Source organism: Mycobacterium sp. E3251, from assembly GCF_001666835.1.
In the GTDB taxonomy this organism is placed as follows: Bacteria; Actinomycetota; Actinomycetes; order Mycobacteriales; family Mycobacteriaceae; genus Mycobacterium.
This window is the reverse complement of the sequence record NZ_LZJF01000057.1, coordinates 20,879-42,672: the sequence shown is the minus strand read 5'-3', so window position 1 is coordinate 42,672 and position 21,794 is coordinate 20,879. Positions and strand designations below refer to the sequence as shown.

At 70.3% G+C, this 21,794-nt stretch carries 17 protein-coding genes and 1 pseudogene; 9 read left to right on the top strand and 9 right to left on the bottom strand.

All coding sequences use genetic code 11. From position 1 onward, the window contains the following. Positions 1–181 precede the first annotated feature (181 nt). The gene (locus tag A5697_RS07515) at positions 182–1,276 is read left to right on the top strand and encodes an AMP-binding protein (RefSeq protein ID WP_068009368.1); all 1,095 of its coding nucleotides are present in this window, start codon (positions 182–184) and stop codon (positions 1,274–1,276) included. Between the two features lie 35 nt (positions 1,277–1,311). Next, on the top strand, positions 1,312–2,682 hold the full coding sequence (locus A5697_RS07510) for an aldehyde dehydrogenase family protein (RefSeq protein ID WP_068009408.1): 1,371 nt from the start codon (positions 1,312–1,314) through the stop codon (positions 2,680–2,682). 44 nt (positions 2,683–2,726) lie between these two features. Here A5697_RS07510 and A5697_RS07505 read toward each other — a convergent pair whose 3' ends face one another. After that, the gene (locus A5697_RS07505) at positions 2,727–3,467 is read right to left on the bottom strand and encodes a cutinase family protein (protein WP_068009365.1); all 741 of its coding nucleotides are present in this window, start codon (positions 3,465–3,467) and stop codon (positions 2,727–2,729) included. Positions 3,468–3,755: 288 nt separating this feature from the next. Between A5697_RS07505 and A5697_RS07500 the strand changes: the two genes are divergently transcribed. Both A5697_RS07500 and A5697_RS07495 read left to right on the top strand, forming a co-directional pair. Then, positions 3,756–4,646: an SDR family NAD(P)-dependent oxidoreductase gene (locus tag A5697_RS07500; RefSeq protein ID WP_068009407.1), complete on the top strand. Its 891-nt coding sequence runs from the start codon at positions 3,756–3,758 to the stop codon at positions 4,644–4,646. Continuing rightward, positions 4,643–6,220 (top strand): AMP-binding protein, encoded by a 1,578-nt coding sequence (locus tag A5697_RS07495; protein ID WP_068009362.1) that lies wholly within the window; start codon positions 4,643–4,645, stop codon positions 6,218–6,220. The genes A5697_RS07500 and A5697_RS07495 overlap by 4 nt, the downstream gene beginning before the upstream one ends. A 16-nt stretch (positions 6,221–6,236) precedes the next feature. On the opposite strand, the gene A5697_RS07490 is transcribed toward A5697_RS07495, so the two are convergent. Together A5697_RS07490 and A5697_RS07485 are read right to left on the bottom strand one after the other, a co-directional pair. Continuing rightward, positions 6,237–11,060 carry a cation-translocating P-type ATPase gene (locus A5697_RS07490; RefSeq protein ID WP_068009358.1) on the bottom strand — a complete coding sequence of 1,608 codons (4,824 nt, stop codon included), beginning with the start codon at positions 11,058–11,060 and terminating at the stop codon, positions 6,237–6,239. Between the two features lie 158 nt (positions 11,061–11,218). Further along, positions 11,219–12,199, bottom strand: a pseudogene (locus A5697_RS07485) (sigma-70 family RNA polymerase sigma factor); the annotation flags it as partial. Between the two features lie 119 nt (positions 12,200–12,318). On the opposite strand from A5697_RS07485, the gene A5697_RS07480 reads away from it, so the two are divergent. Beyond that, on the top strand, positions 12,319–13,083 hold the full coding sequence (locus A5697_RS07480) for an SDR family oxidoreductase (protein ID WP_067946947.1): 765 nt from the start codon (positions 12,319–12,321) through the stop codon (positions 13,081–13,083). A gap of 30 nt (positions 13,084–13,113) precedes the next feature. Then, complete coding sequence (locus tag A5697_RS07475; protein ID WP_067946945.1) at positions 13,114–13,851, top strand: DUF899 domain-containing protein; 738 nt, start codon at positions 13,114–13,116, stop codon at positions 13,849–13,851. 98 nt (positions 13,852–13,949) lie between these two features. Here the strand turns inward: A5697_RS07475 and A5697_RS07470 are convergent, their stop codons facing one another. Together A5697_RS07470 and A5697_RS07465 are read right to left on the bottom strand one after the other, a co-directional pair. Continuing rightward, a complete protein-coding gene (locus A5697_RS07470) occupies positions 13,950–14,174 on the bottom strand; it encodes a hypothetical protein (RefSeq protein WP_007167137.1) in 225 nt (74 codons plus the stop codon). A gap of 60 nt (positions 14,175–14,234) precedes the next feature. Continuing rightward, the gene (locus A5697_RS07465) at positions 14,235–14,594 is read right to left on the bottom strand and encodes a nuclear transport factor 2 family protein (protein ID WP_082953284.1); all 360 of its coding nucleotides are present in this window, start codon (positions 14,592–14,594) and stop codon (positions 14,235–14,237) included. A 98-nt stretch (positions 14,595–14,692) separates the two neighbouring features. On the opposite strand from A5697_RS07465, the gene A5697_RS07460 reads away from it, so the two are divergent. Together A5697_RS07460 and A5697_RS07455 are read left to right on the top strand one after the other, a co-directional pair. After that, the gene (locus A5697_RS07460; protein WP_082953283.1) at positions 14,693–15,559 is read left to right on the top strand and encodes a rhomboid family intramembrane serine protease; all 867 of its coding nucleotides are present in this window, start codon (positions 14,693–14,695) and stop codon (positions 15,557–15,559) included. Next, positions 15,556–16,017 (top strand): SRPBCC family protein, encoded by a 462-nt coding sequence (locus A5697_RS07455; RefSeq protein ID WP_068009350.1) that lies wholly within the window; start codon positions 15,556–15,558, stop codon positions 16,015–16,017. Before A5697_RS07460 ends, A5697_RS07455 begins: the two co-directional genes overlap by 4 nt. On the opposite strand, the gene A5697_RS07450 is transcribed toward A5697_RS07455, so the two are convergent. Genes A5697_RS07450 through A5697_RS07435 form a run of 4 tightly spaced genes read right to left on the bottom strand, consistent with a single transcriptional unit; the run spans position 16,018 to position 20,763 of the window. Beyond that, positions 16,018–16,791, bottom strand: a complete 774-nt coding sequence (locus tag A5697_RS07450; RefSeq protein ID WP_068009348.1) for an SDR family NAD(P)-dependent oxidoreductase — start codon at positions 16,789–16,791, stop codon at positions 16,018–16,020. It lies immediately after the preceding gene. A 1-nt stretch (position 16,792) separates the two neighbouring features. Then, positions 16,793–18,391: an AMP-binding protein gene (locus A5697_RS07445; RefSeq protein ID WP_068009344.1), complete on the bottom strand. Its 1,599-nt coding sequence runs from the start codon at positions 18,389–18,391 to the stop codon at positions 16,793–16,795. Between the two features lie 9 nt (positions 18,392–18,400). Beyond that, positions 18,401–19,150 (bottom strand): GntR family transcriptional regulator, encoded by a 750-nt coding sequence (locus A5697_RS07440; RefSeq protein ID WP_068009340.1) that lies wholly within the window; start codon positions 19,148–19,150, stop codon positions 18,401–18,403. After that, positions 19,147–20,763: an SMP-30/gluconolactonase/LRE family protein gene (locus A5697_RS07435; RefSeq protein WP_067946931.1), complete on the bottom strand. Its 1,617-nt coding sequence runs from the start codon at positions 20,761–20,763 to the stop codon at positions 19,147–19,149. Before A5697_RS07435 ends, A5697_RS07440 begins: the two co-directional genes overlap by 4 nt. 148 nt (positions 20,764–20,911) lie before the next feature. Between A5697_RS07435 and A5697_RS07430 the strand changes: the two genes are divergently transcribed. Further along, positions 20,912–21,772 (top strand): SDR family NAD(P)-dependent oxidoreductase, encoded by an 861-nt coding sequence (locus tag A5697_RS07430; RefSeq protein WP_067946929.1) that lies wholly within the window; start codon positions 20,912–20,914, stop codon positions 21,770–21,772. Positions 21,773–21,794 lie beyond the last annotated feature (22 nt).

The window sequence follows — 21,794 nt, the reverse complement described above, 5'->3', positions numbered from 1 at the left end:
CGCCATCATGATCCGTCCCCTTTCGCTACAGAGAACATAGTCCTGTGGCCGGGGGCGCATCGAGGCCGCGTCACCCCCTTGAGGTGAACAGGGGGTACACGGCACCGAAATTCCATGCGAAGTAAGCCAATACGGCGGAAGGAGCTTGGCGATCGGTTGGCGATGGGCCAGGATCGAGGGCATGGCCGATGTCGATTTCTCGCTGTTGGACGTCCCGAGATCGGAACCGGTCGAGGATCCCGAGGCCTATCTGCGCGCGGCGATCGCCTGGCACTTCGGTGAGGACACCGGTTCGGCGTTCTGGTTGCGGACCGCCGCGACCCTGGACTTCGACCCGATGGCCGACGTCAACACCTTCGCCGATCTGCGACTGTTTCCCAACCTCGTCAACGAACTGCGCGGCGTGCCGGTGGAAGATCTCGTTCCGCGCGGCTACGGAACGCCGCCGCCGGTGCCCCAGATATTCGAGTCCGGCGGCACCACGGGAGCCCCGAAACGCACTGTGCAACTGCCGGATTGGGTCGCGCAGGTGGTGCGGTGGCAGACCGAGGATTTCGCCACCGGCGGGTTTCGCCGTGGCCGGGGTTTCCTGTGCCTGATGCCCAGCGGGCCGCACGGCGTGGGCTACTTCTCGCGGCTGGTCTCCGAGCGGCTCGGCGCCGCCTTCCACGCGATCGACATCGATCCGCGTTGGGTCAAGAAGATCGCCGCCCGCGGCGGTGCCTCCGAAGTCGGCGCCTACGTCGACCATGTCGTCGAGCAGGCCGTGTTCGTGCTGGAGACGCAGAACGTCGCGAACCTGCACACCACCCCGCCGCTGCTCGAGGCGATCGCCCGGGACGACGGGCTGGTCGACCTGGTGAATGACAAGATCCGCTACCTGTTGCTCAGCGGCGCGCATGTGGACGCCGACACCCTCGACCTGCTCCGCGGCATCTTCCCGGACACCACGATCACCATGGCCTTCGGCAGCACGATGGTGCTATCCCAAGCGGTCACCCGGACGGCCGACGGCGACGCGTTCGTGTTCGACCCTCGGACACCGTACGTGGTGTTCTGGGTGATTGATCCCGACACTGGAGAACGGGTGCCCTACGGGCAGACCGGTCAGGTGGTGATGAACCACATCAGCAAGGGCATGTTCATCCCGAACAACCTCGAGCGCGATCTGGCGGTCCGGATGCCCGGTCCGGCGGGCGAGCTCAGCGACTCGGTCAGTGCGGTGCGGCCGGTGGCCACCTTCGAGGGCGAGGCCGTCATCGAAGGCGTGTACTGACCATGGCAGGCGAACAAGCCGACACCGCAACTGATTTGGCGGCGATCGATGCGCTCGGCCCCGACGGGGACTACCGTACCCGCCGTCGGGAGGTCATCTTCAGCACCGCCGGCGCCGCGGTCGCCGAGTTGAGCCTCGTGCCGCCGCTGTATGTTTCGCGCACCCTGGCCGCGCAACGCAAGGTCGCCCCCCTGCCGGTCGAGCGGCGCGCGGAGGCGCTGTCGCAGGCCGCCGGCATCTTCGCGGACGGGGTCGTCGCCGGCCTGGACTTCGAGGCGTACGTCGGGCTGGCCACCCGGATTTCGGGGTTGCCCATCGCGGTGACCCGCGCCGGGGCGCGCAGCGTCGCCGACGCCGTCGGCGGCGCTTTCGACGCGGTCCGGCCGGCCCGGCCGGTGGGCGCGGCGTTCGATTGGCGTGAGGAACCCGCACGTCGCGGTGGCGCGGTGTGGGTGCGGCGCGGGGAGGTCTTCGCCGTGCACGCGGCCGGAAACGGTCCAGGCGTGCACGGCCTGTGGCCGCAGGCGCTCGCGCTCGGCTACCGGGTCGCGGTGCGCCCGTCGCGTCGCGAGCCGCTGACCGCGCACCGGCTGGTACACGCCTTGCGGCAGGCGGGTTTTCGTCCCGAGGACGCCGTCTACCTACCCACCGACCATGCCGGCGCCGACGAGATCATCCGCGCGGCCGACCTCGCCATGGTGTACGGCGGCCAGCAGGTCGTCGACAAGTACGCCGACGACCCGACGGTCATCGTGAACGGCCCGGGGCGCAGCAAGATCCTCATCACCGCCGACCACGATTGGCGCGACCTCGTCGACGTGATCGTCGACTCGATCGCCAACCTCGGGGGCATGGCTTGCGTCAACACCACCGCCGTGCTCTGCCAGGGTGACCCCGGCCCGCTGGCGCATGCGATCGCGCAGCGGTTGGCGGCGATCGAGCCGCTGCCCACCGACGACGAGCGTGCGCTGCTACCCACCCAGCGCCTCGATCACGCCCGGGCGCTGGCGGATTACCTGGCGGCCAAGGCCGCCGGATCGACGCCGCTGCTGGGCGCCGACCAGGTGGTGGCCGATCTCGGCGATGGCTTCGCGGCGCTGCGCCCCGCCGTGCACCTGCTGCCCGCGCCCGTCGCGGACACGCTCAACGTCGAGCTGCCCTTTCCCTGCGTGTGGGTTTCGCCATGGTCGCCCGGCGCGGGCGTGGAACCCTTGCGGCATTCGTTGGTGGTCACCGCGATGACCGATGACGAGCGGCTGATCGACGAGCTACTCGCCGAACCGACGATCGCCAACGTGTATGCCGGGCCCCATCCGACGTGGCACGCGGCGCCCGGCATCCCGCACGACGGGTTCCTGGCGGACGCCCTGATGCGCAACAAGGGCTTCCTCCGGGACCCTCGCTGACGCGCCGGCTCATCCGCCGAGCGGCGACCTCAACTAAGCGACGCTCAGCTTCCGAAGCCGCCCCTGCCGCTCGCGACGGTCGAGGCTCCAGCGGTCCCCGCGTCGAGGTGGCTGGAGGCGAAGGCGACGCCCTTGTCGATCATGGCGCCGTCGTCGGCGTAGGTGTTGTGGGCGGCGAAGTTCATGCCGTCGGAGCAGACCGGGTCTTCGGTGGCGCAGACCTTGATGGTCTTGTCCTGATACGCCGGGCCGATGACCACGGGGGGCTCGTTGAGGAAGTTCATCGCGCGCACGTTGGGCATGCCGAAGAGCACGACCGAGGACACGTGGCTGGCCACCGCGGGGTCCAGGGGCTTGGGCACGGTGTTGGGGTCGACGCCGTCGGGGACCGAGGGTGAGGTGACGAAGCCCATCACGGCCGCGCCCTGGGAGTAGCCGCCGAGCACCATTTTGGTGTTGGGGCAGTCGTGGGCCATCGAATTGACATGGGCCGCGGCGTCTCTGATGCCGTCGACGCCGGTGTCCCATTGGTCGCTGGCGGGGTAGTTGACGGGGTAGACGTCGAAGGACTTGGCGCCGACGCGCGAGTGCAGGGAGTCGACGAAGGCCTGTCCGGTGGGGCCGACACCGGGGGCTTCGCCGGTGCCGCGGGCAAACACCACTTGCACGTCCGGACACTGGGCGGCGGCGGAGGGGATAACAGAACCAGCGAGCGCCGACGCGCCGAGGCCGGATGCTGCAACTACTGCTGGACCTACTAAACGGGCTATTTGACGTGCGATCATGCCGCAATTGTGCCCAGTCGTACCCCCGCCTAAACGGGTGAAACCATGGAAATTACTGCGAATTCACACAACCGCGGTTTCCGCGCGGTTTGCGGGGCCGAGATGGCTTGCGCGCGCGCCCGATCCGGCACCGCGGCGGCCGGTGATCAGGCGCCGGCTCGACGGGAGCGCCAACGTCGGGGCGGGGCACGGGCCCACATCGCGATGTGGTCTGCTAACTATGACGACTCGGGCGCCCGGTGAAGCCATCCGCCGGTGCTCGACGCGCGAAGTGAATGCGGCGGCAAAGTGAACGTAATAGTGCAGGCCCTGAACAAGGTCACGGACCACGTGGCCAATCCGGCGCGAGTGTCGGATCCCGACAAGCTGCGCCGCGCCGTCGCCGGCAAGACCGTGCTGGTCACCGGCGCCTCCTACGGCATCGGCGAGGCGACCGCCCGTAGCCTGGCCGCCGCGGGCGCCACCGTGCTGGTGGTCGCCCGGTCCGAGGAACGGCTCGGCGACCTGGCGGCGTCGATCAACGCCGCAGGCGGTCGGGCGATGGCATACCCGACCGACCTCACCGACGAGGCGGCTGTCAGCGCGCTGACCAAGGAGATCACCGAGCAGCACGGTGCGATCGACATCCTGGTCAGCAACGCCGGCAAGTCGTTGCGCCGCTCGCTGCATCAGCAGTACGACCGGCCGCACGATTTTCAACGCACCATCGACATCAACTATCTCGGGCCCATCCGGCTGCTGCTGGGACTCCTGCCGGCCATGCGTGAAAGCGGGCGCGGGCACATCGTGAACGTCTCCAGTGTCGGCGTGCGCGTCGTGCCGGGGCCGCAGTGGGGCGCTTACCAGGCGTCGAAGGGCGCTTTCGACCGGTGGCTGCGCAGCGTGGCCCCGGAACTGCACGCCGACGGTGTAGAGGTCACCACCGTGTACTTCGCCCTGGTCCGGACCCGGATGATCGAACCCACGCCCATCCTGGGCCGGCTCCCCGGCTTGTCGGCCGACCAGGCCGCCGACGCGATCGCCAAGGCGATCATCGAGCGGCCCCGCAGCAACGAGCCGCCGTGGGTGTTGCCGGCCGAGTTGGCCTCGGTGCTGTTGGCGGGGCCGGCCGAACGCGCGGCCCGGCTGTGGTACCGGCGGTTCTTCTCGGATTCCGGCGACGAGGAGGCCCGGCGATGACCAACGAGGGCGTGGTCGGCACCGCGGCGCGGGCGCTGCTGCGGTCCCGACTGCTCGCTCCACCGTCGCCGCCGGCGGCCCTGCGGCTGATCCGGGAGGCGCGCCGGGGCGGCACCAACCCGTACACCCTGCTGGCGGTGACCGCGACTCGATGGCCCAACCGGGCCGCGATCGTCGACGACGACGGCGTCTGGGATTACCGGCAGCTGCAGTCGGCGACCGAAGCGCTGGCACGCCGGTTGTCCCGTGAGGGTGTCGGACCCGGCGACGCGGTGGGCATCATGTGCCGCAACGGCCGCGGCTTCATCGCCGGGGTCTTCGGCGCCGCCCTGGTGGGCGCCGACGTGGTCCTGGTCAATACGGACTTCCGCAGCGACGCCCTGGCCTCCGCGATGAGCGGTCATCGGATCACCGCGATGGTCGCCGACGCCGAATTCGGCGAGCGCGCCCTGGCCGCCGACGGATCGGTCGTGGTGATCGATCCGGCCACGATCGTCGCCGAGGAGGGTGAGCCGCGGCCCGACGTGGCCAAGCCGGGCCGGATCATTCTGCTGACGTCGGGCACCACCGGCACGCCCAAGGGGGTGCCGCGCTCACCGCAGCTGCGTTCCGCGGTGGGCGTGTGGGTAACGATCCTCGATCGCACCGGCCTGCGCACCGGGTCGCGAATCTCGGTGGCGATGCCCATGTTTCACGGGCTGGGGCTGGGCATGCTGATGCTCACCGTGGCCCTGGGCGGCACGGTGCTAACCCACCGCCACTTCGACGCCGAAGCCGCGCTCGCGCAGGCGTCGCTGCATCGCGCCGACGCGTTCACGGCGGTGCCGGTTGTGCTCGCGCGCATCCTCGCCCTGCCCGAGCGGGTGCGGGCCCGCAACCCCGTGCCCTACCTGCGGGTCGTGATGTCGAGCGGGGACCGGCTCGACCCCACTTTGGGGCAGCGGTTCATGGACGCCTACGGCGACATCCTCTACAACGGCTATGGCTCCACCGAGGTCGGCATCGGCGCGCTCGCAACTCCCGCGGAGTTGCGCGAAGCGCCCGAGACCGTCGGGAAACCGGTCGCCGGCTGCCCGGTGCGCATCCTCGACAAGAACGGCAAGCCGGTCGGTGCGCGCGTCACCGGCCGCATTTTCGTGGGCGGCGAGCTGGCCAGCGAGGGGTATACCGGCGGTGGCGACAAGCCAGGCGCCAAGGCCGTCGTCGACGGCATGACCAGCACCGGCGACATGGGCTACCTCGACAATGCCGGCCGGCTGTACATCGTCGGCCGCGAGGACGACATGATCATCTCCGGCGGGGAGAACGTCTATCCGCGCGCGGTCGAGAACGCCCTCGCTCAGCACCCGGCGATCGCCGACAACGCGGTCATCGGCGTCCCCGACGAAAAGTTCGGTCATCGATTGGCCGCGTTCGTGGTCCTGCACCCCGACACTGACGCCGATGAAACGACGTTGCGGGAGTACCTCAAGGGCAAAGTCTCGCGATTCGAGCAGCCCCGGGACATCAACATCGTCACCAGCATCCCCCGCAATCCGGCGGGCAAGGTCGTGCGCAGGGAGCTGTCCGGCTAGGCGCGCGGCGAAAGCCCTACTGCTGCTTGGGTTCCAGGGCGGCGACCTGCTTGGCCAGCCAGTTCGGCGCCAGCACCGAGACGACGGTGGCGCCCGCGGTGGCGCTGATGACGCCGGTCCAGGCGACCGGGCCCAGCGGGGTGCAACCGAAGAAGTGGCTGACGCCGGGGGTTTGGACGATGGCGACCAGCACACCCGCGCTCCCCAGCGCCGTGCCCAGCACCAGCGGGCTGTGGCGGCGCGTCAGCAGGGTCTGCGCGAGCTGCGTGGTCACCAGCGCGGTGAGTCCCATCGTCGACGTGCGGCGTTCGGTGCCCGGTGTCCAGCGACCGATGGCCCAGGCCGCGGTCGCGCCCGCGGCCGTGATGGCGCCCCGCGTGACGATCTGCCGCATCAGCGGCGCGTCGAGGGAGGGCGGGGGCCCGGACAGCGTCGCCAACTGGAACGCGCGGTGTAATTCCTCGGCGTCGCGGTCGACCCCCTCCTCGTCCTCCTCGGGCTCGGAGAACTGTGGGGTGACGGCGACCGCAAGGGCGGGGAACATGTCGGTGAGCAGGTTCACCAGCAGCAGCTGGCGGGTGCCCACCGGGGCCCGGCCGGTGCCCAGGGCGGTGCCGATGAGGGTGAACAGCACCTCGCCGACGTTGCCGCCGACCAGGATGCCCACCGCGTCGCGGACGCCACCCCACATCCCGCGCCCCTCGACCAGCGCGTCGAGCAGCACGCCCAGATCGTTGTCGGTCAGCACGATGTCGGCCGCCCCGCGCGCTGCGGACGAGCCGCGACCGCTCACACCGATGCCCACATCGGCCATCCGGATCGCGGCCGCGTCGTTGGCCCCATCGCCGACCATCGCGACCGCCTGCCCGCTGTCCTGCAGCGCCGCGACGATCTGCACCTTCTGCTCCGGGCTGACGCGGGCGAAGACCTGGACGTCGGCGGCGACCTTGGCGCGATCCTCCTCACCGAACGCGACGAGTTCGGCGCCGGTCATCTCGCGCGCGTCCGCCGGCAGACCCAGTTGCCGGGCGATCGCCCGCGCGGTCACCGGGTGGTCGCCGGTGATCAGCACCACCCGCCGGCCGGCTTCCACGAGCGCCTCGATCAGCGGTCGCGCCGACGCCCGCGCGGTGTCCGCCAAACCGACGTAGCCGATCAACTCGAGGTCGTGCGCGGCGGCGTCGACGGCATCGGCGTCGGTGTCCTCCTCGCCGGTCCCGTGCTCCCACGTGCGCTGGGCGACCGCCAGCACCCGCAGGCCCTGCTCGGCAAGGCGCAGCACCAACGACTCCGCGCGGTCGAGGTCGGCGTCCGCATCGGCGAAGCGGCAGCGCGGAAACACTTCTTCCGGCGCGCCTTTGACCATGAGCATCGGCCCGCCGTTTCCGGCCGACGTGCCGATCGCGGCGGAGTAACCGCGGCTGGATTCGAACGGTACATCGGCGAGCACGGTCCAGCCCGAGTCCCATTGGGAGTCAATGGAATTCGCCGCTGTGAGGATCGCCTCGTCGGTCGCGTGCGCGTGGCCGCCGCCGTTGTGGGGCTGCGTGCTGCTGCGCGCGGCGGCCCGCACCACCGCGGCCGACGCCGGGTCGGTGACGTCGGGGAACGGAGCGTCCACGCCGGCCCCGTGCGGGACGCCGCGGACGACGCGCAGGCGGTTCTCGGTGAGCGTGCCGGTCTTGTCGAAACACACCGTCTCGACCCGGCCCAGCGCTTCGACCGCCCGCGGGGTGCGGACCAGCACCCCGCGCCGCGACAACCGCTGGGCGGCGGCCAGCTGGGCCAGGGTGGCCACCAACGGCAGGCCCTCGGGGACGGCGGCCACGGCGATCGCCACCCCATCGGCCACCGCCTGACGCAACGTTCCCTGATGCAGCAGCGCCAACGCGGTCACCGTCGCGCCGCCGGCCAGGGTCAGCGGTAGGACCTTGCTGGTCAGCTCGCGCAACCGGGCCTGCACCCCGGCCGCGGACTCGACGTCGGCGATCGCCGAGATCGCGCGCTGGGCGGCGGTGCCCGCACCCGTCGCGACGACGATCGCGCGGGCGTGCCCGGCGACGATCGTGCTGCCCTCGAACAGCATGCTGGCGCGATCGGAGTCGGCGACGGCGACGGGCTCGACCTGCTTGTCCACCGGCAGCGACTCGCCGGTGAGGAAGGATTCGTCGACTTCGAGGTCCTCGGCGACCAGCAGGCGGGCGTCCGCCGGGACCACCTCGGGCGCGGCCAGGTCGATGATGTCGCCGGGGCGCAGCGACTTCGCGTTCACCGAGACCGTGCGTTCGACGGTGCGGGCCGCCTCCAGCCGGCGGTGCGCCGTGGCCACCGCGGGGAGCACCACGCGCCGCGCGTATTGATCCTGCTCGGCGAACAGCTCGGCGACGGCGGCCTCGGCCCGCAACCGCTGCACCCCGCCGGCGACGGCGTTGGCGGTCATCACACCCGCCACCAGCAGCGCGTCGACGCTGCTGCCGACGATCGCCGAGGCCGCCGCCCCCACGGCCAGGATCGGCGTCAGCGGATCGGACAACTCGGCCCGCGTCGCGGTCAGCAGCCGCCCCACCCGGCCGGCCGGCCCGCGCAGCGGCGCGACCAGCGGGTTGTAGGACAGGTCGTCGAGGAGTTGGCGCCAGGGCGCGGTGCCCGGTTCGACCGCCAGGGGCCGCGTGCGGCTGGCCAGCCGGGCATAGACGATCTCCGGGTCGAGGGCGTGCCACGCGGTCAGCGGCTGCGGTGTCGGGTCGGGCAGCCGAAGCACCCGGGAGGCCGCGAAGGTGCCCTGCATCAGCGCGGCCGCCGCGGCGGCGTTGACCGGGTTGAGCCAGCGCTGCACGGCGAAGGGGCTCAGCGTGCGCGGGTCGCCGGTGACCAACAGCAGCCCCGCGAGCGTGCTGCCGCCCTTCGCGAGGCGCACCGCCGATTCGGTCGCCGCCCGGGCCACCGGCAGCGCCGACAGGATGCGCACCGCGGCGGCGAGGTCCGTGCCGGTGATGATGTCCGCCGTCCACGGCGTCGCCGCCTGCGGGTCGTCGAGCGCCACCCCGACGTCGGCGATGGCCAGCGCGGCCAACGTGTCGGTGGACGCGAAGTCGCGGTGAAGCGCGGTGATGAGCAGCACGGGCCCGCGATCCGTGCGCAGGTCGCGCACCAACTGCAGCAGCGGCGTGCCCGGCGGGTGGCTCACGGCGACGCTGGCGGTCAGGTCCTCGGTGCCGGCGACGTGGCGTAACACCACCCGGGCGCCGGTCCGGTGTGCGATCTGCAGCAGCGGAATGGCGAACGGGTCGACTTCCCACCCGACGTCGACGCTGCCGACGCGCTCGCCGTCGACCACCAGATCGGCATGTTCGAGGCCCTGCGCCGGCGTCGCCGACGACCCTTGCGCCCGGACCCACCGCAACCGGGCGCCGGTGGCGGGCAACTCGTCCGGGTCCGGATCGGGGGCTTCCTCACCGTGCAGCAGCGCGTCGGCGACCTCGTAGACGCGGTCCTCGTCCCACCCGGGTACGTCGCCGCGCGCCTGCAGCACGGCGCGGTTGTCGCCACGCAGCGCGGCGCCGTCGACCACGACCACCTTGACCCGGTCCAGCCGCCGCAAGGCGCCCGGGTCTAGAAACAGCTGCCCGGCGTTGGCCAATCCGCGGCCCAGAACGGCGGCGAACGACTGCCGGCCCGTGTGCGCGGCCCGCGGCACGCCGGCCAGCAGCGCGCCGGCCGCGTCCTCGGTGCCGCCGCCGGCCAGCAGCGCACCCGCCGCGGCCACCAGCGAGGCGTTGGCGGCCTGGTCGGCGTACTCCTCCACCGGCCCGGCCATCGATCCCTTCGCGGTGTCGATGGCGGCATCGATGGCCCCGCCCACCACCACGTGGGAAACCTCACCGGCCGCGGCCGCGGCCCAATTGTGCCGTGGTGCTTGCGATTTGGGGCCGGCCGAGGAAATGATCGGGACCACCGGAGCCTGCGGCCGGTCGGGTGAGGCCAGCTCTGGTTCGCGGTCCCGCCATCGCTGACGGTGCGCCGCGGCCTCGGAGACCTGCAGGCTGCGTTGTGCCAGGTCCAGCAGCGGCGTGCCGACCGCCTGCGTCAGCCCGTTGGCCAGTGCGGTCGACGCGCTGAGGGCGATGTCGGTGCCGACGCGACCCAGGCGCGACTCCAGCACGGCAACCACCCGCGGCTGATGATTCAGCAGCGCGGCGGCGGCGCGGGCGCTTCGCGGCGCGACGGGGAGGCGGCCCAACCAGCCGGTCACCGCGGCGCCGATGGCCGCCACGTCCATGGCCGCGGCGCTGAACGGGACCAGGATCGCCAACGGATTTCCGGGGTCGGCGAACGGCGCGGTCCGGGATGCCTCCTTGGGGGCGACCAAGGTCAAGTCCGCCGCGACGCGGCAGATCGTCTCGCGAACCCGGTCCAGCACGGCATCGCCATCGGGTTCGTTCTCGAATTCGACCACCAGCCGGCCGAGGGCGCCCTCGACGTGGGCCGAGGCCACTCCCGGAATCCGGCGGACCGGCTCCTCGACCGCCGGCGCGTGCTCGTGCCAGTCCGGGAACGGCAGTAACGGGTCCAGGTCCAGATGCACGCGCCGCCCGCTCTGCCAACGGACCGGTGGGGTGACGCGGGGCCCGGAACCGTTGGTGGAACCGGTCAATCCGACGGCCCGGCCCGTCGTCTGGGCCATCGACTGCACAACCGGGACCGCGAGTTCGGCGACCGGGTTGGTCAACGCCTGCAGAGCGTCCGCGGCCCCGGCCGCGGTGGCCACGCCGGCCCGCACCACCTGCGCGGCCCCGTCGGTCATGCCGGCAACGAGGCTGGCAACGCCCGGAATCCTCACTCGGTCACCCTTCGATTACCTCTACCGCGCCTAATGATCCTGGGGGGTTGGGGGCCTGTCCACATTTGCGACGGTGGACGTGCGACGACAGCGGTGACGCCGGTGGGTCGTGCCTTCCTTCGGTGACCGGTGGTGCAGTCGCTTCCCCTGCGGACAGGTTACCGGCTCGCCGGAAAACCAAACCTGCTGAACAGGCCGGGGTCCAGGAAGACGGTGATGGTGGCGATGCCTGCGGCGCCCGCGGTGAGGACGTGGATGGAATGGGCCCGCATCGTCCCGTCCGGGCCGCGGCGGTACTCGGCGACGGCGGGTTGTGCGTTCGCGGCGGTCGGGATCATCGCGACATCACCGGCCTTGGCGAAAGCACGCGCGGCGAGGAACCGCAGCACCGGGTCGCGCCCGGCGAACCACACGGGCAGCGGCGGCATTTCGAGTTTCACATCCGCTTGCAGCAACGCGGTGAGGGCGGCCATATCGGCGTTTTCGAATGCCGCGCAATAGCGGTCGAGGAGTTCACGGCGCGCGGCGTCATCGGGTTCGGACAGGCTTTCCTCGGCGGGGGAGAGCTCGGCGAGCCGCGCCCGCGCCCGCTGCAGCGAGCTGTTGACGGCGGCCGGTGTCGTTTCGAGCAGCTCGGCAACCTCGGCGGCACTGAACTGCACGACGTCGCGCAGGATGAGCACCGCTCGCTGGCGGGCCGGGAGCTCCTGCAGGGCCGTCATCACGGCCAGCCGCAGGCTTTCCCGCGCGGTGACGTTGTCCTCCGGCGTGAACATCAGCGAGTCGGGGATGGGCTCCAGCCATTCGTGCGCACCGCCGACCGCGTCGAGGCTGGCGTCCGGGTCGGTCGATCCGTCACCCAACCCGGCCGGCAGCACGCGGCGGGCGCGGTTCTGCAGCGCCCGCAGGCAGGCCGTCGTCGCGATCCGGTACAGCCAGGTTCGCAGCGCGGCGCGTTCCTCGAACGCCTGGTAGCCGCGCCAGCCGTTGAGATACGTCTCCTGCACGAGGTCCTCGGCGTCGTGCACCGACCCGAGCATGCGGTAACAGTGCGCGATCAGCTCTGCCCGAAACGGCGCCGCCTGCGCGATGAAGTCCTCTTTCGCCGGCATGGCTTCTCCTGTCTGGGCTGCGACCGAACGCTACTCCAGTACAGAGACGGCGGACCGGGGAAATTCATCGGTCCGCGAGCGATGAATTTCGGTGCGGCGACGTCTCTCAACTTGTGGACGCACATTCGATGAGAGCGAGGAAGAACATGAACGAGCCACTCACAGCCGATGGGCTGGCCGGCACCAGGGCGATCGTGACCGGGGCGAGCCGCGGATTCGGCCGCGCCATCGCCGGCGCCCTGGCGGTGGCCGGCGCCGAGGTGGTCGGCGTTGCGCGCAACGGGCCCGGGCTGAACGAGGTGCGCGACGAGTTGGGCGGTGGCTTCCTTCCGGTGGTCGCCGACGCCGCCGACCCGGCGACGGCGCAGCGGCTCATCGACGAGTACCGGCCGCGCACGCTGGTCCTGTGCGCCGGGGCGACGCCGCAGATGAGCCCACTGCAGGACCAGAGCTGGCACAGCTTCAGCCAGAACTGGAATGTGGATGTCGCGCAAGCGTTTCACTGGATCCGCTACGCGCTGCGGCGCCCGCTCGCGCCGGGCAGTTCGGTGATCGCCGTGTCCAGCGGCGCCGCCGTGGCCGGGTCGCCGCTGAGCGGGGGTTACGCGGGGGCCAAGGCCACGGTCAGGTTCATCGCCAGCTACGCCGCCGCCGAATCGGAGCGGTCCGGCCTGGGGATCCGCTTCGTATCCGTCCTGCCGCGGCTGACACCCGCCACCGGTCTCGGCGCCAGGGCCGTCGCGGCGTACGCCGAACGGCAAGGGGTCGACGTCGAGTCGTTCGTGCGGGCCGGCGGACCCGCGCTCACCGCGGAACAGGTGGGCGAATCCGTCCTGGCGATCGCCACCGAAGGTCGTGGCAGCGGCGACGCGTACCTGCTCACTACGACCGGCCTGTCGGCGGTGGCCTGAGAACCTCGAAACCCTAAGGAGGACAACGCAATGAACACACCCCCCATCGTGTCGGCGCGGGACTGGGCGGCCGCGCGCGAACAACTGCTGGTGAAGGAGAAGGAAGTCCTGCGGGCCCACGACGCCCTGGCGGCGGCCCGCCGGCGGATGCCCTGGCTGGCCGTCGATAAGGACTACGCGTTCGAGGGGCCCGAGGGCCGGGTCAACCTGCTGGGCCTCTTCGCGGGCCGGCGTCAGCTGATCGTGTACCGCGCATTCTTCGAGCCGGGGGTGGACGGCTGGCCCGACCATGCCTGCCGCGGCTGCTCGATGATGGCCGACCACGTCGGGCACCTCGCCCACCTGAACGCTCGGGACACCACCCTGGTGTTCGCTTCGCGGGCAGCCCAGGCCGACATCGCGCGGCTGAAGGCGCGGATGGGTTGGCACATGCCGTGGTACACGCTCACCGACGATTTCGATGCCGACTTCGGCGTGGACGAATGGCACGGCACCAACGCGTTCATCCATGACGGTGACCGCGTGTTCCGGACCTACTTCATCAACAACCGCGGCGACGAGGTGATGGGCAACACCTGGAGTTACCTCGACATGACGGCGCTCGGGCGCCAGGAGAACTGGGAGGACTCGCCGGACGGTTACCCGCAAACCGCGCCGTACGAGTGGTGGGAATGGCACGACGCATACGGCGAGCGTGCACCGTCGCGGTGGTTCGGTGACCCCGATCCGGACAATCCCAACGACCCGCGGCCGCCGCGCGGCGGCTAATTCCAGCCGACCGCAATTCGCGTTTCAGCCCGAATAACACGAATGCGCGGTAGCCGTCCACCGGCTACTCGCGCAATATTCGGCTGAGTAAATTCGGTCTATAGAATTCGGTGGTTCGCCCTGTTGACGTGGTACCCGGCCGGGAACGACTTCTCGATGACCTGCAGTTGGTGGTCCACCCTGGACTCGAGCTCGAGGACGACGCAGCTGTCGCCGACGGCCTTGGACTCGAGGACTATGTACCGCTGACCGCAATCCATGATGGGATCACCTGAGTGCAATGTTTCGACGGGCACCAATTCAGGGCTTCCGTTTGATTCCACCCATCACACGCTAGGTCAATTCCGTGGGCGAGGGAATAGTCTGCCCGCCACCGTTACGATTCACTGCGCCGCGGGCTGCTTGAAGAACACACTGACGCGCGCGATCAGCCCGTCGTCGCCCCGCTCGAACAGAATGCATTCCGGCCACCGCTTGGTGACCCCGTCGATCTCGAACGACTCCGTCAGCTCCACGTAGGACAGGCGGGCGTTCACGTGCGAAACCCGCTGCACGTCCAGCCGGTGACCGTCCAAGTTGGTGAGGACCTTGCGCAGGTAGGCGACGTAGTGCTGCTTGCCCTCGACGACGTCGCAGAACGGCCCCTCGCGGGTCAGGCCTTCGTCGGCGATCGTCGTGGCGAGGCCGTCCCAGTCGTGTGCGGCCAGGCAGTCCAGGTAGCGCTCGACCACTCCGGTGGTCACGTCGACTCCACGCACAACACAGTAGGCGAGTGGCGAGCCGCAAAACAGCTTTGCCAAAGCGCCGCGCCCCTCCCGGCGGTGCGGGCAACAATGGGGCGATGAGCGCACCCAGCCCGCCGGATTCGCCGCCCGCGGCCCCGAGTTGCTATCGGCATCCGGGCCGGCCGACATACGTGCGCTGCAACCGTTGTGAGCGCTACATCTGCGGGGACTGCATGCGCGACGCCGCCGTCGGTCAGCAGTGCGTGGAGTGCGTCCGGGCGGGCGCCCGGACCATTCGGCAGCCGCGGACCCGGTTCGGCGGGCGGCTGCGGTCGGCGACGCCGGTGCTCACCTACGTCCTGATCGCGATCAACGTGGCGGCCTTCGTGCTGCAGATGGCCTCGGGGAATCTGGAAAAGGAGCTCGCGTTGTGGCCGCCGGCGGTCGCCGACGGCCAGTTCTACCGGTTGGTGACCTCGGCGTTCCTGCACTACGGGGCCACGCATCTGCTGTTCAACATGTGGGCGCTGTATGTGGTGGGGCCACCCCTCGAAATGTGGTTGGGCCGACTGCGTTTCGGTGGGCTCTACGCGCTGAGTGGGCTGGGCGGTTCGGTCCTGGTCTACCTGATCTCGCCGCTCGACACGGCGACGGCGGGTGCCTCGGGTGCCATCTTCGGCCTGTTCGGCGCCACCTTCGTGGTGGGCAAGAGGCTGGCCGCCGACGTCCGCTGGGTGGTGGCGGTGATCGCGATCAACCTCGTCTTCAATCTCCTGGTGCCGTTGTTCAGCTCGCAACGCGTCAGCTGGCAGGCGCACGTGGGTGGGCTGGTCACGGGCGGGCTGGTCGCCGCGGCCTACGTCTACCCGCCACGGGAGCGCCGCAACATGATCCAGGCGGCGGTCACACTCCTGGTGCTGGGGGCATTCGCCGTGCTGATCTGGTGGCGCACGGCCGAATTGCTCGCGGAGTTCTCCGCATGAGCTGGTGGGTCGCACACGCCGAGCGCACGCTGACCGAGGACGTGCCCGCGCCCCCTGGCGAGGTCCGTGACTTCTACGTGGACCTGGACAACATCAAGCTCGTCCACCCGCTGATCGTGTCCGTGGAGACGTTGGCGCGCACCGAAACCGCGGATGGTGTGGTGCACAGCTATCGGGTTCGGGATCGAATCCCGTTGGGGCCGTTCACGATGACTATCACCTACCGCGCTCGGCTGCGGGTGCCGGCGGCGGGCGACGTGCTGACCGAGGCCGACCAATCCCCGGGCGTTCACCTGCGCGGGACGGTGAGCTTCGAGCCGACCGCGGCGGGTACCCGTGTCAGAGAGCGGATCCGGATAGCGGCGCCCCGGCCGCTCGCCCCGATGACGACGCGCGAGGCCGTCAAGGCGCACATCGAGATGCTGGCCGGCATCCGCAGGCATTTCGAGACGGGCTGATCAGCGCGGCTTCCACTCCGACGTCAGCGCCGACTCCGAGAGATACTTCGTCGAGCTCCACCCGCCGTCGACGACGATCGTCTGGCCGTTGATGAAGGCCCCGCCGGGCGAGCACAAAAACGCCACCGTGCTCGCCACGTCGTCGACCGTTCCCAGCCGCTGATGCGGTGTCATCTCCGTGTTGATGCGCCGGAACCGCTCGTCGTCCAGGCGATGCTCGGTCATCGGGGTCTGAATCACCCCGGGTGCCACCGCATTACAGCGTATCCCCTGCGCCCCGTACTGGCAGGCGATGTGGGTGGTCAGCGCCGTGAGGCCGCCCTTGGCCGCCGAGTACGCGCCGCCGCGCAGGCCGCCGACCACGGCGAAGGTCGACGTGACGTTGATGATCGCCGACCCGGGGGGCATGTGCGGCAACACCTCTCGGATGAGTCGGAACGGGGCCCGCAGCATCAAACCGAGGAAATGGTCCAGCGATTCGTCGTCCGTCTCGTGCACCGGCTTCGGGCTGCCTATCCCCGCGATGTTGATCAGGAAGTCGATGTGACCCCACCTGTCCAGGGCCGTGTCGGTGATCCGCTTGGGTGCATCGTCGTCGGTGAGGTCGACGGCTACGGTCGCCAACCGGTCGGGGCCGCCGATGCGGCGCGCCAGTTCGGCGAGCTTCTCGTCGCTTCTCCCGGTCGCCACGACCGCCATGCCGGCCTCGGCGAGCTTGGCCGCGCAACCGAAGCCGATCCCGCCGCTCGCCCCGGTCACCACCGCTACCTGCATGTCATTGCTCCGCTTTCATCAGCGCCGCCTTGATCTGATGCTTCAATATCTTTCCCGCGTCGTTCTTGGGCAGCACATCCCAAAGCACCAGCTGCTCAGGGGCTTTGAACCGCGCCAGCCCCGACTCTTCCAGGAAGCCACGCAGGCTGGCCACATCCAGGCCGGGACCGCCCGCGGGAACCACGACGGCGCAGGCCCGTTCCCCGGTCCGGTCGTCGGGCAGTCCGACGATGGCGATCTCCGCGATGCCGGGGTGGCCGGCGAGGATGTCCTCGACTTCCTTCGGCGAGATGTTCTCACCGTTGCGGATGATGATGTCCTTGGCGCGTCCGGTGACGACCAGGTAGTCATCGTCGAGCCATCGCGCCAAATCTCCGGTGCGGAAGAATCCCTCGTCGTCGAAGGCGTCCGCTTCGTCCTCAAGGTGGTGGTAGCCGGTCAGCATCTGCGGCCCGCGCGCGTAAATCTCCCCACCGACCAGCTTGACCTCGGCCAGGCCGAGGCGACCGTCGGTGTCGGCGGCGTGATCGATGTCCCGCAACGACCCGACCGTGGTGACGGGGACTTCCGTCGACCCGTACACGCGGGTGACGACCGCCGACTCGAAAAAGGCCGCGGCCCTGCGGATCAGCGCGGGCGCCACCGACGCGCCGCCACAGACGAACAGCTTGAGATCCGCCAGTCGGGTGCCGGCGCGCTCCGCGGCGGCCAGCATGTGGTCCAGGAACGGTGTCGCCCCGGCGATGTGTGTGCACCGCTCGGCCTGCATGAGTGCGACGGCGTCGTCGCCATCCCACCGGTCCATCAAAACCGCGGTCGTGCCCAGCAGCAGCGGGCATTCGAAGGCATAGATGGAACCGCCGATGTGCGCGATCGGCGACGCGACCAGGAACGCGTCGCCCGGCTCGACGAGCCAGTGCTCACCCAGCTGGCGAATCAGTGCGTGGATCGAGTTATGGCTGTGCAGAACGCCTTTCGGCCGTCCCGTGGTACCAGACGTGTAGAGGATCATGCGGACGGCATCGGGATTCAGCGTCGGCAGCGCCGCGCGCGACGCCCGCTCCTCGATCAGCGAGGCGTAGGGCACGCTGTGCCCGTCCGCGTCCCCCCGGACGAGTACGACCTCGGGCGGCGACTCCAGCTGTGCGGTCACCCGGCCCAGCATCGCGGCAAAATCGTGACGACCGAACTGCGCTGGGGCAAAGATCATTCGGCTGTCGGCGTCTTCGAGGACGAACCGAAGTTCCCGGTCGCGCATGGACGGCAGGATGGGGTTGGCCACCATCCCCGCCAGCGTGCTGCCCAGGTAGATCACGGCGGCCTCGTGCCAGTTGGGCAGCATGAACGACACCACGCTGCCCGGCGGGATCCGCGCGTGCAGCGCGTGCGCCAGCGCCGTCGCCTGCTGGTACAGGCTCAGGCAATCCAGTCGCCGGTCCCCGTCGACCACCGCCACCCGTCGCGGCGTGCGCTCGGCGGCCTCGCGCAGGGCGTCGGCCAGCGTGCCGGCGACCCACCAACCGCGCGCGTATGCCTCGGCGGCGCGTTCGTCGTCCCACCGAACCCGCCGCCCCCCGATCAGCTTCCGGGTGGATGCCATTGCGGCAGCTTAGCCACGAACGCGGCGCATCGTCATCGAGTGCCGGAAGCGCGACGCGGGATGGGTGTTGATGGTGACCTGGGCGACCTGCCCGTCGGAGGTCGTGTAGGTCCGTTGCACCTGCAATGCCGGTGTCCCCGAATCGATCTCGAGGCCGGTCGCCAGGTCTCCGGAAATGACCACCGCGGCGATCTCCTGCTGGACCTCGACGATGCTGAGGCCGAACAGGTCCTCGATCAGCGGGAAGATGGGGCCCTCGTGGCGCTGCAGCAACCGGCCGACCCCGGCGAACGCGCGGTTGATGTAGTACTCGGTGCGGCACAGCGCGGACCCGGGTGACTCGGTCGTGACGGCCCGTCGGAAGCCGCGCACGGTCAGCCATTGTTCGCCGGTCGTCAGCCCGGTCCGGTCGGCCAGTTCGTCGTCGATGGTGATCATGGCGACCGATTCGATGGCGAATCGGGTGTCCGTCGCGAACGCCAGCAGGTCATTGATCGACATGACGTGCTGGACGTAGGAGTCGGCCGACGGCCGCGGCACCACGAGGGTTCCGGTCCGTGGGCGCGACGACACCAGATTGTCCTCGCGCAGGCGCCGCAGCGCCTCGCGAATGGTGTAGCGGCTCACCGCAAATCGCTCACACAGTTCGTGTTCGGTCGGCAATTGCGAGCCCACCGGATAGACGCCCTCCACGATCTCTTTCCGCAACGCGCGGGCGACCTGCAGGTACCGGTGGTCGACGACTCTGGCTTCGGTCATCTCGCCCCTTCGGATTCCCGCCGCAATGCCAGCACGCTGCCGTCGGCATCCGCCGAGACGTACAGCGTGCCGTCCGGCCCGGCGGCGATGCCGGCGAACGGGCCCTGCGGCCCGGAGAAGGGCGGCATGCCGCGCAGCGGCTTGGGCGTCACGCCGGGCGGCGCACCCACCGGCAGGCCCGAGGCGATGGTGCGGCGCGCGCCGTTGTCCAGGTCGACGGCGACCAACTCCTTGGCGCCGGCGTCCACCACATACAGCTGCCCGTCGCGCACCAGGATGCCCTGGGGCCGCTGCAGGCCGTCGCATACCGTGCCGCCCGGGCCGTCCAGTCGGGCCACCCGCCCGGCACCCGCCTCGGAAACCAGGCATCCGCCACCGGGCGTGACGGCCACCCCCACCGGCTCGCTGAGCCCGGTCGCGACCACCTCGACCGCGCCGGACCGGATGGACACCACCCGCCCCGCGCCCAGTTCCGCCGCGACCACGGCACCCCCCGGGGCGACCGCGATCCCGTAGAGCTGATCGAAACCCTCTGCCAACACCTCGCTTTCACTGCCGGCCGGCCGGTAGCGGGCCACCTGCCCGTTGGATGTGGTCACGAGGAACTCGCCGCCGGCCAGGGCGGCCAGCCCCCGCAGGAAGCCCGGATAGCCCGGGCTGAACAGCATTCCGGCGGTCCGCATCGTGCCGTCGGGCAGCAGCACATAAAAGTACGTCCCGTCGGCGATGTAGAGGTTGCCGTCAGCGCCGACCGCCAGGTCCAGCGGCCAGTTCAGTCCGCCCGGCAGCGCGGTCTGGGTACGGCCGTCGCCGAGGATCTCGGTGATCTCGCCGGTGAAGTTCGAGACGAACAGGCGCTCACCGACGAACGTGAGGTTGTCCAGGCCGGGGTTGAGCGTGGCCAGCACGGTCCGGTCGCCGCTGCGGGGGTCGATGCGCAGCACCTGGCCGCTGTGCACCTGCGTCGACACGATGCGCCCGCGGGAATCGAACTTCACCGCGTCGGGAACGCCCAGGTCACCGGCCACCCGCTCGGGGTGACCGGCGCCGGGGTCGATGCGCCAGATCTCGTTGGCCCCCATCAGCGGGAAATACAGCATGCCGTCGGGCCCGAACTCCATCGCGTTGGGCGACGGCGCGTTGTCGAGCAGCACCCGCGCCGCACCGTCGGCCGGGTCCAACTCCAGCAGGCGGCCACCGTCGCGGCATTCGCCGATGAAGAGCCGGTCTTGGTAAAACGTGATGCCGTTGGCCGACGGCACGTCGTCGCGCAGCACCCGGGTGTGGCCGGCCGGATCGCGCACGCTCACCCGGCCGTCCATGACCTCGGTCGCGAACAGGTTGCCGTCGGGGTCGAAGGCCACGTCGTCGGGCGCGATGATGTCGCCGCCCTTGGCGCTGACGACGTCCAGCCGACCGGTCGCCGGGTCGAACGCGCTGATCTGGCTGCCGGTCACCTGGGCGATGTAGATGCGGCCGTCCGGGCCGGTGCGCAGGCCGTTCGCACCGAAGAGCCGGCTCGGCGGCGTCAGGCGGGTGAGGCTCCAGCCGTCGGCGACGCTCGGCGCCCGCTCGCCTACGTAGCGGCCCCACGATTGTGACACTCCGGCCATCACCGCTCGCACGTTAGCAATCGATCAATGGTCCAGACAATAGTCGCGGACGGTTTCGAGCCGGCACTTGACGGGCCGCCATACGCGAGAGAATCATGCTCTCTGATGAGTGCACATCATTATCTTGTCCGGACAATTGGCTGACCCGATGGCGACCGGCCTGCTGAACCTGGACGGGCGCGTCGTCGTGGTCTCGGGCGCGGCGGGGGGCGGCATCGGGACCACCATCACCCGCGTGGTCGCCGAGGCCGGCGCGACCGTGGTCGCGGTCAGCCGGGGGCAGGACAACCTCGACCGGCACCTCGGGCCGCTGCGGGCCGCGGGCCTCGCCGTCGTGCCCGTCGCGGCCGACGCCTCCACCGAAGACGGTGTGCGGGCCACGATCGACGCCGTGCGGCGGGCCGACGGTGAACTGCACGGGCTGGTCAACGTCGCCGGCGGCGCGGACCCGTCGACGTGGATGCCATCGACACGGGTGACGCGCACCGACTGGCGCGACCTGTTCACCCGCAATCTCGAAACGATGTTCTTCATGAGTCAGGCCGTGGCCGCGGAACTGAAGGGGCACAACCGTGCGGGCTCCATCGTGTCGATCTCGTCGATCAGCGGCATGAACACGGCGCCTTTCCACATCGCCTACGGCACGGCCAAAGCCGCGATCGTGGCGGCGACCCGCACCATGGCTCTCGAACTGGCCGACGGCGCGGCCCCGATCCGGGTGAACGCCGTCGCGCCGGGCGTGACCGAGACACCGGCGTCGGGCACCTATGTCGACTCCGATCCCGAACGAGACCGCCGCGCCATCGCGATGGGACGCCGCGGCCGGCCGGCGGAGGTGGCCGGTGCGGTCCTGTTCCTGCTCTCGGACCTGTCGAGCTACATCACCGGCCAAACGCTGTTGGTGGACGGCGGATTGAACCTCAAGTGGGGACACCTGGGTGCCGACAACACCTCGGTGTTCCTCAAGGACGACACATTCCGCGCGGCGATCACGCGCTGGGACGGGTAGAAAGCGAGGGGCCCGATGGCAC

What these genes read in the sequence shown, in the direction of transcription:
- A5697_RS07515 (WP_068009368.1), top strand. Translation starts at nt 182, where the DNA reads ATGGCCGATGTCGATTTCTCGCTGTTGGACGTCCCGAGATCGGAACCG.
- A5697_RS07505 (WP_068009365.1), bottom strand. Translation starts at nt 3,467, where the DNA reads ATGATCGCACGTCAAATAGCCCGTTTAGTAGGTCCAGCAGTAGTTGCA.
- A5697_RS07495 (WP_068009362.1), top strand. Translation starts at nt 4,643, where the DNA reads ATGACCAACGAGGGCGTGGTCGGCACCGCGGCGCGGGCGCTGCTGCGG.
- A5697_RS07480 (WP_067946947.1), top strand. Translation starts at nt 12,319, where the DNA reads ATGAACGAGCCACTCACAGCCGATGGGCTGGCCGGCACCAGGGCGATC.
- A5697_RS07475 (WP_067946945.1), top strand. Translation starts at nt 13,114, where the DNA reads ATGAACACACCCCCCATCGTGTCGGCGCGGGACTGGGCGGCCGCGCGC.
- A5697_RS07460 (WP_082953283.1), top strand. Translation starts at nt 14,693, where the DNA reads ATGAGCGCACCCAGCCCGCCGGATTCGCCGCCCGCGGCCCCGAGTTGC.
- A5697_RS07455 (WP_068009350.1), top strand. Translation starts at nt 15,556, where the DNA reads ATGAGCTGGTGGGTCGCACACGCCGAGCGCACGCTGACCGAGGACGTG.
- A5697_RS07450 (WP_068009348.1), bottom strand. Translation starts at nt 16,791, where the DNA reads ATGCAGGTAGCGGTGGTGACCGGGGCGAGCGGCGGGATCGGCTTCGGT.
- A5697_RS07445 (WP_068009344.1), bottom strand. Translation starts at nt 18,391, where the DNA reads ATGGCATCCACCCGGAAGCTGATCGGGGGGCGGCGGGTTCGGTGGGAC.
- A5697_RS07440 (WP_068009340.1), bottom strand. Translation starts at nt 19,150, where the DNA reads ATGACCGAAGCCAGAGTCGTCGACCACCGGTACCTGCAGGTCGCCCGC.
- A5697_RS07435 (WP_067946931.1), bottom strand. Translation starts at nt 20,763, where the DNA reads ATGGCCGGAGTGTCACAATCGTGGGGCCGCTACGTAGGCGAGCGGGCG.
- A5697_RS07430 (WP_067946929.1), top strand. Translation starts at nt 20,912, where the DNA reads ATGGCGACCGGCCTGCTGAACCTGGACGGGCGCGTCGTCGTGGTCTCG.